This window comes from Carnimonas nigrificans ATCC BAA-78 (genome assembly GCF_000526695.1).
Taxonomy (GTDB): domain Bacteria; phylum Pseudomonadota; class Gammaproteobacteria; order Pseudomonadales; family Halomonadaceae; genus Carnimonas; species Carnimonas nigrificans.
Window position 1 is genome coordinate 130,070 of record NZ_JAGO01000014.1, and the last position, 13,460, is coordinate 143,529.

Genomic DNA, 13,460 nt, shown 5'->3' on the forward strand with positions numbered 1-13,460 from the left:
CAAGTGAAGATAGGGTGATCACCACTAGAGTGACGGATCAAGCGATAGCGTCAGCATAGCGGTACGACCGGGTTCGAGATAGCCCTGGACGCTCTGGTAGCGGTGATTCAGCAGGTTATCAATGCTGGCCTGCAAGCGCACTCCTTTCGCCAGACGCACTCCCGAGCGTAGGTCGAAGATGGTGAAACCGGCCACCTTGTCGGTGTTGGCAGTATCTGCAAAACGTGACCCTTGAGCGATCACCGAGCCACCTGCATCAAAGCGCTCACCGAGCTGGCGATCAACGTCGAGACGTGCGATACGTCGGGTACGATTTTGCAGATCAAGGCCACTGCTGCGATCCTCCGGCTTCATATAGGAGAGGGAAGCGTTAATGTTCCACGGGCCGGGGTGAATGCCGCCTGACAGTTCAACGCCCTGAATTCTGGCGCGATTGATATTGACCTCGCGGGAATAGTCATCGGCGGCATAGTTGATCAGATCGCGGTAACGGCTTTGGTAGAGTGCGATATCCCAAAAGCCAAGGCGATGCTCGGCGCGCATGCCAAGCTCCACGGTGGAGGACTTCTCTGGCTTGAGGTCCGGATTGCCGCTGAAGAAACCGTCATTCGGCCAGTACAGCTCGTTGAACGTTGGCACGCGGAAGGCATTGCCCCAACTGGCCCGCAGGGTATGCACACTGTCAAGGCTGTAGCCCAGCGCCAGCCCTCCTGTGGTGGTTTCGCCAAAGGCTTGGTTGTCGTCGTGACGCACGCTGGCCTGTACGCGCAGCGGCGTAAGATCAAACACGCCCTGCGCGAATACCGCTTTGTTGTCGCGGTGGCGGTGCGTGTAGTCGGTGTTGCCCGTGACCCGATCATCGGCGTATTCAGCACCGGCAATCAGCTGTTGCTGCCCAAGTGTCAGGGTATTTTGCCAGCGCACCCGTTGTGTACGGGTATTCAGATGGCTGGTGGACATACCATCACCGGCATTATCCAGCTTGTCGTCAGCCTGACTCAGCGTGACGCGGCTTTTGAGATTGGGAAGCAGCGGCACTTCGCCGTAGACGCCAGCCACCTGTTGCACGAAGGCGTTGCTGCCGGAAAACCGGCTTTCGCCGCCGTCATAGTCACTGTGGCCGCGTGCCCGAAGTAATAGTCCCCCGATGCGGGCGCCATTATCGAAATCGTGGCTCAAATGCAGCAGCGCGGTGTGGTTATCATAGGACTGCCCAGAACCGCCCGCGCGGTCACGGGTGCCATTACTGTTGATGCTGCTGGCCGCGAAGGTAAAGCCAGTGCCATTCTGACGACCGCTCAGCGAGGCTGTCGAGTGCCAGGTAGCGTGAGAGCCGCCCCCAACCGAGAGGCGCGGGCGAATGCCTGGCTGCTCATCATCGGTGAAGAGCTGAATGACACCACCTGCCGCATCGGCACCATAGAGGCTGCCGCGCGGGCCTCTTACCAACTCGGCACGATTGAAGATGGCGGGGTCGAGATAGTGATAGGCGGCCGTACCGGTGGTCGCTGAGCGTAGGCGAATGCCGTCAATCAGCAGCGTGGAGGATTGTGCATTGGCACCACGAATGTACACATTTGAAGGGGCGCCCGGCCCGCCATTGCTGGTGACATCCACGCCGGGCTGGCTACGGAGCACGTCGGTAAGCGAGACCGGCGCCTGACGGGTCAGCGCCTTGCGATCCAGCAGTGTGACCGAGGCCAGACTCTGGTCGGCTGTCTGTGGGGTCAGGGCGGCGGTAACTACCATAGGGGCCAACGCTGCTTCGGCAGAAGAGTGTTCAACCTCCGTTGCCGCGTGATCACGCTCGCTGCGCTGCCTGGCATCATCATTGGTGAGCGCCTGGGCACCCCAGCAGTAAGGGGGAAACGCCAGACTTAGTGCCAGTAGGGTGCGGGAGGGGCAGCGGTAAAGGTTCATTAGCGGGAGCAGCTCGAAGCAAAACGCGGCCAAGGGGTGGGGAGCCGCGCGGATTGTCGGAAAAAGAGCGCATACGCTATCAATTTCACGCGTGCTACCGCAATTGAGTTATTTGCGCGATGATCCTGAACCGCATTGGGGGCAGGGATCAGCGCGGCACTTCCCGTCCTGCGCAGACGACTTTTGTTAGCTGAAGCCGCTGGTCAAGTACCGCAATATCGGCCCGATAGCCTTCCGCCAGTTGGCCTCGATCATTAAGCCCAAGATAGCGCGCAGGAATGGTCGATACGCGCTGACAGGCATCCCCCAGCGAGCGCCCCAGCGTAACCAGATTGCGCAGGGCCTGATCGAGGGTCAGGCAACTTCCTGCCAGATTGCCATCGTGCAAGCGCACGCAGCCGCCCTGCTTGAATACCGGTTGCGTGCCGAGACGATATTCCCCATCCGGCATCGCACACGCGGCGGTACCATCGGTAATGGCGTAGAGCGAAGGAATGGCTCTCAGTGCTGTATTCAGTGCTCCTGCGTGTACGTGAACCAAATCAGGAATGATTTCGGCATACTCGGCATTTGCCAGCGCAAATCCCAGCAGTCCGGGGGCGCGGTGATTCAACGGCGGCATGGCGTTGAACAGATGGGTAAAACCGCGCACGCCCGCTTCCCACGCCTGCTGTGCCTGCTCATAGGTCGCCAGCGTATGGCCTGCCTGCACACGTATCTGCTGTGAAAGCAGCCATTCAAGAGCACCGTTCTGCTCAAGGCACTCGGGGGCGAGGGTAATCACCTTGAGCGGCAGCAAGCGGTGATACAGCTCAAGCTCTTCCACCGTTGCGACGCGCGTGGCATCAGGCTGCGCTCCCAGCTTGCCGGCATTGATATAGGGGCCTTCCAGGTGAGCACCGATAACATCGGCAGCCACGATATCGTTAGCCTGTTGTTCACAGTAAGCCGCCACACTTTCCAGCGCCGTCACGATATCCTGATGACTGGCGGTCATGGTAGTCGCCAGTAGCGACGTGGTGCCGTGCTGCGCATGGCTGGCAGCAATGGTCGCCATGGCCGAACCGCCTTCCATCACATCGCGACCGCCACCACCATGGACGTGCAAATCAATAAAGCCCGGCACCAGATAGGGGGGCCGGGCATCGTGCTCGGCGATGGGCTGGCCCGTGACTGGGGTGAGCACGCCGTGCTGCCAGTGCAGTTCACCCTGAATCCACCCCTCGCCAGTAAAGATCGCGCCGCTCAGTGAATGGGTGCCGTTCGTTGCGTTAGAAGAGTCCATGGTGACCATACGTTGTGAAAGTGGAAATAGCGCTGTCGCAAGGCGTGCCAACGTCTACTTCAGCATAGAAGATGAGCGCCCGAACATAAAACATTACGCGCCCCGGGCGGGGGTTGGTCAATGTATCTGCGTTAGCTTTATCAAGCGGGCCCTGAATAGTGCATCTCTTCATGCAGAAGAGTCGGTGCTCCTTCACGCTCAAGGTGCTAAAGGGTCAATGCCGGTACTGCTCAGCATCTGGCATAACCGAATCAGCGGCAGCCCTATCAGCGTATTGGGATCATCCCCCTCGATGCGCTCGAACAGCGCGATACCCAGCCCTTCCATACGGAACGCGCCCGCACAATCGAGCGGCTGCTCGCGTTCCACATAGGCATTGATCTGCGACGCGGTAAGCGTGCGGAAGGTGACGATGGAGCGCTCCACGGCTACTTGCTCGCCACCATTGGCCGTATTGATAACGCAAAGCCCCGTATAAAAATCGACGGTTCGGCCCGAAAAGCGAGCGAGCTGCTCATGGGCCTTCTCTGCTGAACCCGGCTTGCCCAAAACGGTATCATCGCTGGCGCAGACCTGATCGGATCCGATAATCACCGCATCGGGATACTGAGCGGCAAGGGCACGTGCCTTCTCGACAGCAAGACGTTCGGCCAAGACTGAGGGACTTTCACCTGGACGCCGCGATTCGTCAATATCGGGCGAAGCAGTAATGAAAGGAAGCTGGAGCCGCTCAAGCAGCATTCGGCGATAGGGAGAGCTGCTGGCAAGAATCAACGCAGGCTGTGTCATAGAAGGTATTCACGTAGGAAAGTGGGTTATCAGGAGCATATCGCCGAAGATTGAGTGCGATTCATTGTGATAAATAGGGCGCTCAGAAAACAGTGGGAAGATGCCGGCACCATTGTAAAACCATCTCCGACCAATTCCATGAATACTCAGCACGGCATCAAGCGCCCTATCCGCCCCTTCGTTTTTTGAGCGGGTTTCAGTATCTCCTTTTCAAGCTCTGTATAGAGCCGATCAAAACTGCCAATAATGATCTGCTCCAGGCTGTACGGAAGCCTTCACATCATTCCGTGCAGGTATGCTCCTTGAGATGCTGACCTCCAGCACCCGACTAACCAAAACGGCTGTCGCCCGTGAGCCATGGGCAACGGCAGCGCTTTGGCTGCCGATGTTATTTGCTCAGAAATGCTTTTTGATCTTGCGGCGGATATCAATGCCGATCCGCTTGGGCGAGCCTTTCACGATGCGCTTGGTGTCAATCAGCGTGAATTGGTCGCCGACCGCTGATAGCGTGTGCAGGCCATCGGTATAAGGACGGGCTGAAGCGGGAGCTTCCAGCCGACCAGCAGACTGAAGGGTGGGCTGATCAAGTTGCGCGCTGGAGAGCGAGAGCAGGGTCAGCGCGCCACCATAGCTGTCGGAGCAGTCCTGGGTAGGAAGAATCAGACGGCCATCCTTTTCGAAAGGAGTGCCCCCCATGCGTGCGCCGTGCCGATCCACATGAATAGGCTGCTGGGAAATATTATGCCAATGCCCCAGCAGAGTATCCGCATGCGCCAGCATCAGGGCGCTGGTCCGTGCCGGTTTTGGCGTGGGTGGGGTGTAGAAAATCCAGTAGCCCTGGTCGTTTCTATAAAGCGACGCATCAATGGCGGCAGCAGGGAAGACAAATTCCTCCACGCGCTCCCAGCGCCATGGAAAGTCCACCGCACGATAGAGCGACAGCAGGCCAGATTTATAGCCCTCCGGTAGCATCCATATCTCGCCGCCATCTTCAAAAACATACGGGAAGGAGAGGTGCCACGGCTCTTTCAGAACCGCCCGCTGATCGAGTAGCTCCAGGCTCTCGTTGAAGATATACACCTCAATATGACCGTGGCGCGTGCGATAGTCATAGGCTTCTACAAAAAGATAGAGCTTGTTGTCGCGCCACAGGCCAAAAGGATCAGCCAAAAAGCACATCGAATCGGCCGCCTTGAGCCACCGAATCCGAGACTCCTCCAAAGCACTCTGCTGGGCAACTTCGCCGATCGGAGCCTTGATGATGCCGACTTGCCAAATTTCACTGGTCAACATGCTCATGAGGAAGCTCCATCAATGTGACGACCACGACGCGGAGGCAGCTGTGCAAGTCGTTCTACAATGGTTTTCGCGGCTGCATCGAAGGCGGCACGACTGTAATGCTGCTGGACATAGCGGCGGGCATTCTGACCGAGTTCAGCAAGTTGTTCAGGGGCTTCAGCCGTACGAAGGATGATCTCGGTGAGCGCCGCCACTGGTTCACCATTGACGACAAAACCAGTGACGCCATCTGTCACACAGCTTGCCAGTTCACCAACGGGAGTGGCGACGATTGGCAGGGCAGCATTCATTGCCTCGTGAACGGCCAGGCACATGCCTTCGTAATCCGAAGGCTGGAAGTACAGATGCCAGCTTGCCAGATAGGCATCTACGTTATCCGAATGCCCTGGCAGAGAGACGTTATCCTGCAAACCGAAGTGCTCAATCAGCTGCTCTAGTGTTGCACGCTCAGGCCCTTCGCCAACAATGGTCAGATGGAGACGATCTGCAAGACCAGGTGTGTGAGCAATTGCCTGAGCCAGTGCTTCAATTAGCTTGTCGTACTGTTTGACGCTATGAAGACGCCCTGTGCTGCCTAACTGCAACTTCGATGTGCCATCCCAGGGGGCAGCGGGCGTGGTGTGAGAGTTGCACTGGTAGAGAGGCCAGCCAAGCACGCGATCAGCGGATATGCCCATCTGTTCAGTCAGGTAGCGAGTGACCAACGACGAGTCGCCTACCCAGAGATCAGACATATGGCGCATTCGGTAGGTAACAGGTTTTACGCTGGCGCTGTGTTTGAAACTGACCACCGGAATATTGAGCAGTTTGCCAGCCTGTTGCCCTATGCGTGTGGCCCAGCTCAGCGATGTCCATATGATATCGGGGCGGCTTTTGTATATATGCAGCAGCAGCTTTGCCAGCACTATATGGCGAGATCTTCTACGTGAACAAAGCACTCGATAAGGGATACCGGCTTCCTTCAAATGCTTGGCAGCCACCATGTCGCGCGGTTCACACGCAACTACATCTACCGTTACTCCTTGTTTTTCAAGGCTCGCCACAATATCGACGACAGCAAATTCTGCCCCGCCGGTTTCAAGGCTGGTGATGAGGTAGAGAATTTTCATAAAAATGCCTTTAGCTGAGCCCTTGCTTTATATCTTGCTGGACCAGACCTTGATATGGGCCGATGGTGCAAGCCGAGACCGCAGCAATAGTCGGTATTCTGCTACCGAGCTTCTTGTTAAGTATCTCGTTGTCAGCAGTGACTGATGATGACGTGCCTGCTGTTAAAAATAGTGAGTACCGTCAGGGCGTTGGCGAACAGCAAACAGGCAATGGTATGGAGTAGCCCTGAATTATATCTATTCGGCTCTCTCTTCACAAAATGCCTGCATGGAACGTTTCAGATCACCAATGAGCAACGTTCTTTCTCGACGGCAGAGTGTTTAGCCAATGTCCAGCCTATGCGTCAGAGCAAGAATCAACGCAGGCTGTGCCATAGAGGGGACATGCAGAAAAGTGGAGCGGGCATGGTACTTAAGGTGGGAGGCAGGTGGTCAAAAATGCCGTGGCATATGCCTAGGCCGGAGTGTGAGTAAGGTTCTGCGAGCGGGCTGACCTTCCTTATACAGTATGCCCTGAATTCATCTCATCCTTGCGCTGAGGCATTGATGTGAACAGCGGGAAGGTGTTTCTTCCCGCCATTCATGTACCTCAGAAAATCATGAAGATGAGGTAGGCCACCACGAACCCCACTACGGATTCCAGCGCCTGCTGTACGCTCCAGGTCATCAGCGTGGTTTTGACGTCCATGCCCAGCAAGCGCCCTACAAGCCAGAAGCCTGAGTCGTTGACGTGGCCGGCGAAGACCGAGCCTGCGGCGGTGGCGAGGGTAATTGCGACAATCTGCATGGTCGAGAAGTCGCCACTGGCAACGGCGGGGGCCATCAGACCGGCGGCGGTTACCAGCGCCACGGTCGCTGAGCCCTGGGCCAGTCGCATCACCACCGCGACCAGGTAGGCCGCGATGATTACCGGTAGGCCAAGATCGCTCATTGAGTCGGAGAGGGCATTGCCGATACCAGAGGCCTGGAGCACGCCACCGAACATGCCGCCGGCACCGGTGATCAGAATGACCGAGCAGATCGGGCCGAGAGACGATTCGACGACTTTCTCCAGCGCGCTGCCGCTTTCACCGCGCCGGCTGCCGAGTACATAAGTGGCGACCAGTACCGAGATCAGCAGAGCGATGGGCGTTGTACCCAGTGTGGAGAGGAATTGATACCAGGTTGCACTGCTATCGACAGCCCCCGAAGCGCGGGCGAAGTCGAGCCCGGTATTGAGGAAGATAAGCGCCAGCGGTAGCAGCAATAGGGCGATGACGGTACCGACCGAAGGCGGATTGGTAATGGTGTCGTTGTCACGGCCACCGAACAGGCTGGCTTCCAGCTTGAAATCGAACCGGCTGGCAGCGAAACGTCCCCATAGATAGCCGGAGAGATACCACATTGGAAAGGCGATCACGAGACCGACCAGCAGCACCAGACCAAGGTTGGCACCGTAGAGTTCGGTCGCCGTCACAGGGCCGGGATGCGGCGGTACAAAGACGTGCATCACCGAGAACGCCGCCGCTGCGGGGAGCGCATAAAGCAGTACCGGCCCACCAAGGCGCTTCGCGACCGCGAAGATAATCGGCAGCATGACCACCAGCCCCGCATCGAAGAAGATCGGGAAGCCCATAATCAGCGAGGCGATGCCGAGAGCAAAGGGGGCCCGCGACTCACCAAATAGCGAGACCATTTTATCGGCCAGTACCTGCGCGCCGCCGGAGTGCTCCACCAGCTTGCCAAGCATGGCACCAAACCCGACCAGCAACGCTACCGAACCGAGCGTTTTGGAAAAACTGCCGATCAGGGTAGCGGCGATGGCACCGGACGGAATTCCGGTGGCGAATGCGGTTAGCAGGCTCACCAGCACCAGCGTAGGGAACGCGTGCAGACGCAAGCGAATAATCAGAAACAGTAGCAGCGCAACTGCGGCAGCGGCGATGCCGAGCAGTGGCCCCGCGCCCAGGGTTTGCGTCCAGTCGTCCATGACACGATCTCCTTAAAATGTGCCCCGCCACGGTCGCATGAAGCAGGATTTTCACCAATAAGACATTGGTGGTGAGCCACGCTTATTCGAAGCATGAGTCATGGGGACTGTGCCGCTATCCTGACTGTATCTCCTGAAAAATTGCGCCTGGCCCGGCTTTGGTGCGTTGGTTCGGCGCTGTCGAGAATGAATGGTTTCAGTGAACTTCTACTTGTTGCGTTCGAGGAATTTTCTGACCCGCTCGGTGCTGGCATTGGTGAAGAAGGTCTCGGGATCGGCCTGTTCGATAATCAATCCCTTTTCCAGAAACACGACCTGGTCGGAAACAGAGCGGGCAAATGACATCTCGTGGGTGACGATAACCATGGTGTAGCCCTCGGCAGAGAGCGACTTGATCACGGCAAGTACCTCGCCCACCAGCTCGGGGTCGAGGGCGGAGGTCGGTTCATCAAAAAGCATCACCTCCGGCTGCATGGCCAGCGCTCGGGCAATCGCTACACGCTGTTTCTGACCGCCTGAAAGGGTATTGGGGTAGGCATCGGCCTTGTGGCTCATGCCCACCTTGTCGAGCAGCTCGCGGGCGTGAGCTTCGGCTTCGTGCCTGGATTTGCCAAGTACGTGGATGGGCGCCTCGGTGACGTTGTGGAGAACGTTGAGATGGGGCCAGAGATTGAAGCTCTGGAAGACCATACCGGTTTTGGCGCGCACGCGGGCGAGTGCCTTGACCGACATGGCGCGGCCTTCATCGGTTACACCGATGCGTTCTCCGGCGATATGAATGCTGCCGCGTTCGGGCTGCTCAAGCCAGTTGATGCAGCGTAGCAGTGTCGATTTCCCCGAACCGGATGAGCCAAGAATAGTCACGACATCGCCTTTCTTGACCTCAAGGTTAACGTCGCGCAGCACTTCGACATCGTTGAAGCTCTTCGACAGATTGCGGATCGAAACTGCGACCTCGGTCGGCTCTTTGCTGAATTCAAGACCAGTCTCAGGCATTGTCGAACCCCCGTTTGGTACTGAAGCGTCCACATTGTTTGATGATGACTTCCATCACGATGCTCACTGCCCAATAGCAGCCTATGACCACGATGAATGCCTCGGTGGGAATGAAGTAGGTGCCGGAGAGGCTGTTCGCGGCGGCGGTCAGCTCCTGCACGGTGATGATGACCAGAAAAGCCGTGTCCTTGAGCGCATAGATCAACTGATTGCCCAGCAATGGCCGGGTCTGCATGATGATCTGCGGCAGAATCAGGCGCAGGAACATTTTGCCCTTGGTGAAACCGTGTGCCTTGGCGGCTTCCACCTGTCCGGGCGGGAAGGTCAGTCGAGTACCGCGGAAAATCTCGGCGAAGTAGCAGCCGTGATAGGCCGCGAGTGCCCCAACGCCTGACCACCACGCATTGAGCCGGATTCCCAGGCTGGGCAGGCCGTAGTAAAGCAGGTAAGCGAGGATCAGGAAGGGCAGCATGCGCATACCGTCGATGAAGATGCGTAGCAGTATGGTGGTGCGCGAGCGGCTGCCTTCCAGCAGATAGAGCATGACGCATCCGATCACGAACGCCGCGCTGATCGAGACCCCAAAAATGGTCATGGTGCTGAGAAAGCCCGACCAGAACTGATCTCGCGCCTGCCACAGGATTTGCCAGTTATTCATGGTGTCTCCTCACATTGCCAGACGAGTGGCGCGTCGCTCGGTGATGCGTTGCGCCCACACCAGACAGCCGATGATCGCCATATAGAGCACGCAGGCGACAAGAATCGGGGGGAGTGGCTCATAAGTCACCGCAGAGATGCGATTGGTGACGCGAGTGAGCTCGACGATCCCGATAACCGCGATAGCCGGGCTGCCCTTGATCAGAAATGACATTTCATTAATCAGGCCAGGCAGGCTGGTGATAATCATCTGCGGCAGCATGATCCGGCGAAAGGTGATTCCCGGCGTCATGCCTGTCGCCATGGCGGCTTCGCGCTGTTCGCGTGAAAAGTTGCGGAAGGCACTGCGCCAGATTTCGGCGTTGAAGGCGGTGGTGTTGAGCGTGAGGGCGAGAATGCCCGCCATACTGCGTTCGAGCTGAATGCCAAAGGTCGGTGCGCTAAGAAAGATGAAGAGCACCAGGGTGACCAGAGGCGTGGCGCGCGCCAGACTGATATAGAGCACCAGTAGCTGGTCGATAACGGGAATCCGGGCAATTCGGATCAGCGCGAGAATGAGACCCGCAGTGACGCCGATGGCGATGGAGACGCCGGAGATCCAGAGCGTCGTCCAGGCACCTTCCAGCAGCATGTTCCAGGCACTGGCGTTCATGATGATCTCTCCACAAAGCGTGCGAGTGAAAGGGGCCGCGGATGAACCGCGGCGCTTTGGTGCCGATGACGCGAGGCATTACTCTGTGCTTTTGGATTGCAGCTCGTGGAACTGTTCGACGCTGGTCAGCGGTTCGGTGGGCAGGTCAGGGAAGCTTTCGCCAAACCATTTTTCCTGTAGCTCGGCCAGACGACCGGTTTCGCGCATGTGGTCAAGGAAACCGTTCATGTAGGCGAGCAGTTTCGGACTTGATTTGGGAATCGGCCAAGAGTCATAGCCCGGGCCTGACACTGCGGGGCCTTTGGCGAAGACCTTCGGTTTGGAGGCCACCAGAGTATTGACGGGGACCGCTGAGTCGATAACGAAGTCGAGACGCCCGTTGGCAAGATCAGCGAAAGCTTCAGGGTAGGATTCGTACTGCACCACCTTGCCCATTTTTCCGCCATCTTTCTTGAGCATCTTCTCCAGTTCGGGAAGTCGGGAGAGGGGAACGCTGCCCGCCTGAACGCCGAGCGTTTTGCCACTGAGATCCTTGACACTCTTGATGCTGTCGTCGTTAGCGCGTTTTATCGCAAAGTGCTGCGCCGAAGCGTAGGGGGCGGTGTAGTCGAACATGCGCAAGCGTTCATCAGACACCAGGGCTCCGGTCAGCGCCATGTCGTACTGGCCTGTGGATACCGCTGCCAGAAGCCCTGTCCATGGCAGGATCTCCTGCTTGACGTCGAAGTCAGCGTACTTGCGCAGCTCCACAAGCATGTCAGCGTTGAAGCCGACGGCATTGCCGTTCTCGATATAGTTAAAGGGCGCGTAGTTGTCCTCGGTGGCGACATTCATGCTGCCGCGACTCTCGATGTCGGGGAGATCGGCGGCCAGTGCCGAACTTGTCAGCGAGATCGCCACCAGGGCGCTGGCGGCAGTCGTCGCGATGAGCGTGGCAAGGCGGCGCGATGGCGAGGTAGCTGGGTGAAGTATTGAGCGCATCATTAAGAACCCTCTGGTCGTTGACTGTTGTTGTTGATCGACGGCGTTATTATCGGTTTTTGCTGATGACCGGGGCTCACCGTGCTCAGCGGCCTGTCCTGCGTTCCGGTAGCTCCACCCTAAAGAATTCTTCGTATCTTCTTATAGAGCCAGTTGGCCGAGTTTAACTGGCCAGATCATGGTGCTTTGCCCGCATTCACTTAATTATTTGCTGATGGCGCCCTTGGCGTGGCTCGGTTCTTGCAGCAAGCATTGGCAGAGGCATATCCAATCAGGGAGCCTCTTTTCGCTTGCCAGCGAGGTGATGCATGCTCGACCACTACTTCCATCTCGATTTCGATGTTCAGCGTGGCTTGCAAGAGCAGTTGCGGGAAGCGCTGCTGGACGCCATTCACACCGGTACGATTCCCGCAGAAGAGGCGTTGCCTTCCTGCCGCAAGCTCTCCATCCAGCTGGGAATCTCGCGCAATACCGTGGCGCTCGTTTACGAAGGACTGGTGGAAGATGGCTATCTGATCAGCCGGCCGCGTAGCGGCTACTACCTGCATGACGCCTATCACGATAATGATGCATTCCCATCGTCCCTTGAATCGACGAAGGAAACCCCTGATGCGCCATTATGGGGCAGGCGTTTCACGCATCGTCCGAGCCATTTGCAGGGCGTGCTGCGGCCAAGCAATTGGATGCACTATGAATTCCCTTTTATCTACGGCCAGCTCGACACTCGACTGTTTCCTCTTGAGCAGTGGCGTGAGGCGTCACGACGGTTGCTCGGCAGCCAGCGCGAGCGTCACTGGCTTAGCGATCGCTACGATCAGGATGATCCCATGCTGATCGAGCAGTTGCGCACTCGGGTGCTGCCCAAACGCGGTATCCACGTTCGTAGTGATGAGATCCTGATCACGCTTGGCTCGCAGAATGCCCTGTTCTTGATCGCGCAACTGCTGTTCGACAACCGCACCCGAGTGGCGGTAGAGAACCCCGGCTATCGGGAAGCCACCAATGTGTTCTTGCGTCAGGGGGCGCGCCTCAGCTATCAGCCGCTGGATAGTGAAGGCATGTGCCTCGATGGGGCGGCAGCGAACTGTGACTACCTTTATGTAACGCCCAGCCATCAGGGGCCGACCGGTGTCACCATGAGTCGCGCTCGGCGTGAAGCGTTGATTGAGCAGGTGCTGCGGCGCGATCAGATTGTGCTTGAGGATGACTACGATGCAGAGGTCAACTTCGATCGCCATGCGCAGCCAGCGCTGAAGGCGAGCCGGGCCGGATCGCGGGTGATCTACATGAGCAGTTTGTCCAAACCGCTTTCGCCAGGGCTGCGGCTTGGGTATCTGGTAGCGGATGCGGAGCTGATTGATGAACTTCGTGCGCTGCGTCGTTTGATGTATCGACACCCGCCCTCCGGCCTCCAGCAGCAGCTTGCCCAGTTTCTATCGCAGGGCCATTACGATCGCTACCTGCGTCTCTTTTCCGACGAGATGCGCCATCGCTGGGAAGCCATGAACAGCAGTATCGAGCGTCACCTGCCCATGTGCCGTCGCGTGGGCGACGCCCATGCCAGCGTGTTCTGGCTACAGGCACCGCATGAGGTCGATACCCAGCGTCTGGCGTGGCAGGCAGCACAGCACAGGGTGTTGATCGAACCCGGCTTTCAGCACTTCTTCGATCAGGTGCCGCCGCGTAATTTCATGCGTCTGGGCTTTGGGGCCATCGAGGCTGAACGTATCGACCCCGGCATCAAGCGACTTGCTCGCGCCTTTGGTTGAGTACGTCGCTATTCACGGACGTTATAAAGGCACC

The 13,460-nt window shown here is 57.7% G+C and carries 11 protein-coding genes; 1 reads left to right on the plus strand and 10 read right to left on the minus strand.

Features of this window, described 5'->3' with window-relative positions:
* Positions 1–24: 24 nt before the first annotated feature.
* The 10 genes from L881_RS0109515 to L881_RS0109565 form a co-directional block, all read right to left on the minus strand.
* The gene (locus L881_RS0109515; protein ID WP_025733469.1) at positions 25–1,920 is read right to left on the minus strand and encodes a TonB-dependent receptor domain-containing protein; all 1,896 of its coding nucleotides are present in this window, start codon (positions 1,918–1,920) and stop codon (positions 25–27) included.
* A gap of 148 nt (positions 1,921–2,068) precedes the next feature.
* Positions 2,069–3,205: an N-acetylglucosamine-6-phosphate deacetylase gene (gene nagA / locus L881_RS0109520; protein WP_051464857.1), complete on the minus strand. Its 1,137-nt coding sequence runs from the start codon at positions 3,203–3,205 to the stop codon at positions 2,069–2,071.
* Positions 3,206–3,403: 198 nt separating this feature from the next.
* A complete protein-coding gene (locus L881_RS0109525) occupies positions 3,404–3,994 on the minus strand; it encodes a Maf family protein (protein ID WP_025733471.1) in 591 nt (196 codons plus the stop codon).
* Between the two features lie 396 nt (positions 3,995–4,390).
* The gene (locus L881_RS0109530; RefSeq protein ID WP_025733472.1) at positions 4,391–5,293 is read right to left on the minus strand and encodes a glucosamine inositolphosphorylceramide transferase family protein; all 903 of its coding nucleotides are present in this window, start codon (positions 5,291–5,293) and stop codon (positions 4,391–4,393) included.
* Positions 5,290–6,402: a glycosyltransferase gene (locus tag L881_RS0109535; protein ID WP_025733473.1), complete on the minus strand. Its 1,113-nt coding sequence runs from the start codon at positions 6,400–6,402 to the stop codon at positions 5,290–5,292. The genes L881_RS0109530 and L881_RS0109535 overlap by 4 nt, the downstream gene beginning before the upstream one ends.
* Before the next feature lie 589 nt (positions 6,403–6,991).
* Positions 6,992–8,371, minus strand: a complete 1,380-nt coding sequence (locus L881_RS0109545) for a GntP family permease (protein ID WP_025733475.1) — start codon at positions 8,369–8,371, stop codon at positions 6,992–6,994.
* Positions 8,372–8,578: 207 nt separating this feature from the next.
* Positions 8,579–9,367: an amino acid ABC transporter ATP-binding protein gene (locus tag L881_RS0109550; protein WP_025733476.1), complete on the minus strand. Its 789-nt coding sequence runs from the start codon at positions 9,365–9,367 to the stop codon at positions 8,579–8,581.
* A complete protein-coding gene (locus tag L881_RS0109555; RefSeq protein WP_025733477.1) occupies positions 9,360–10,025 on the minus strand; it encodes an amino acid ABC transporter permease in 666 nt (221 codons plus the stop codon). The genes L881_RS0109550 and L881_RS0109555 overlap by 8 nt, the downstream gene beginning before the upstream one ends.
* A gap of 9 nt (positions 10,026–10,034) precedes the next feature.
* Positions 10,035–10,676, minus strand: coding sequence for an amino acid ABC transporter permease (locus L881_RS0109560; protein ID WP_025733478.1), 642 nt, complete (start codon positions 10,674–10,676; stop codon positions 10,035–10,037).
* 78 nt (positions 10,677–10,754) lie between these two features.
* Positions 10,755–11,660: a transporter substrate-binding domain-containing protein gene (locus L881_RS0109565; RefSeq protein ID WP_025733479.1), complete on the minus strand. Its 906-nt coding sequence runs from the start codon at positions 11,658–11,660 to the stop codon at positions 10,755–10,757.
* A 305-nt stretch (positions 11,661–11,965) separates the two neighbouring features.
* Here L881_RS0109565 and pdxR point away from each other — a divergent pair, with 305 nt between their 5' ends.
* Complete coding sequence (gene pdxR / locus L881_RS0109570) at positions 11,966–13,426, plus strand: MocR-like pyridoxine biosynthesis transcription factor PdxR (RefSeq protein WP_025733480.1); 1,461 nt, start codon at positions 11,966–11,968, stop codon at positions 13,424–13,426.
* The last annotated feature ends 34 nt before the right edge of the window (positions 13,427–13,460 follow it).

What these genes read in the sequence shown, in the direction of transcription:
- pdxR (WP_025733480.1), top strand. Translation starts at nt 11,966, where the DNA reads ATGCTCGACCACTACTTCCATCTCGATTTCGATGTTCAGCGTGGCTTG.
- L881_RS0109535 (WP_025733473.1), bottom strand. Translation starts at nt 6,402, where the DNA reads ATGAAAATTCTCTACCTCATCACCAGCCTTGAAACCGGCGGGGCAGAA.
- L881_RS0109565 (WP_025733479.1), bottom strand. Translation starts at nt 11,660, where the DNA reads ATGATGCGCTCAATACTTCACCCAGCTACCTCGCCATCGCGCCGCCTT.
- nagA (WP_051464857.1), bottom strand. Translation starts at nt 3,205, where the DNA reads ATGGACTCTTCTAACGCAACGAACGGCACCCATTCACTGAGCGGCGCG.
- L881_RS0109555 (WP_025733477.1), bottom strand. Translation starts at nt 10,025, where the DNA reads ATGAATAACTGGCAAATCCTGTGGCAGGCGCGAGATCAGTTCTGGTCG.
- L881_RS0109550 (WP_025733476.1), bottom strand. Translation starts at nt 9,367, where the DNA reads ATGCCTGAGACTGGTCTTGAATTCAGCAAAGAGCCGACCGAGGTCGCA.
- L881_RS0109560 (WP_025733478.1), bottom strand. Translation starts at nt 10,676, where the DNA reads ATGAACGCCAGTGCCTGGAACATGCTGCTGGAAGGTGCCTGGACGACG.
- L881_RS0109525 (WP_025733471.1), bottom strand. Translation starts at nt 3,994, where the DNA reads ATGACACAGCCTGCGTTGATTCTTGCCAGCAGCTCTCCCTATCGCCGA.
- L881_RS0109545 (WP_025733475.1), bottom strand. Translation starts at nt 8,371, where the DNA reads ATGGACGACTGGACGCAAACCCTGGGCGCGGGGCCACTGCTCGGCATC.
- L881_RS0109530 (WP_025733472.1), bottom strand. Translation starts at nt 5,293, where the DNA reads ATGAGCATGTTGACCAGTGAAATTTGGCAAGTCGGCATCATCAAGGCT.
- L881_RS0109515 (WP_025733469.1), bottom strand. Translation starts at nt 1,920, where the DNA reads ATGAACCTTTACCGCTGCCCCTCCCGCACCCTACTGGCACTAAGTCTG.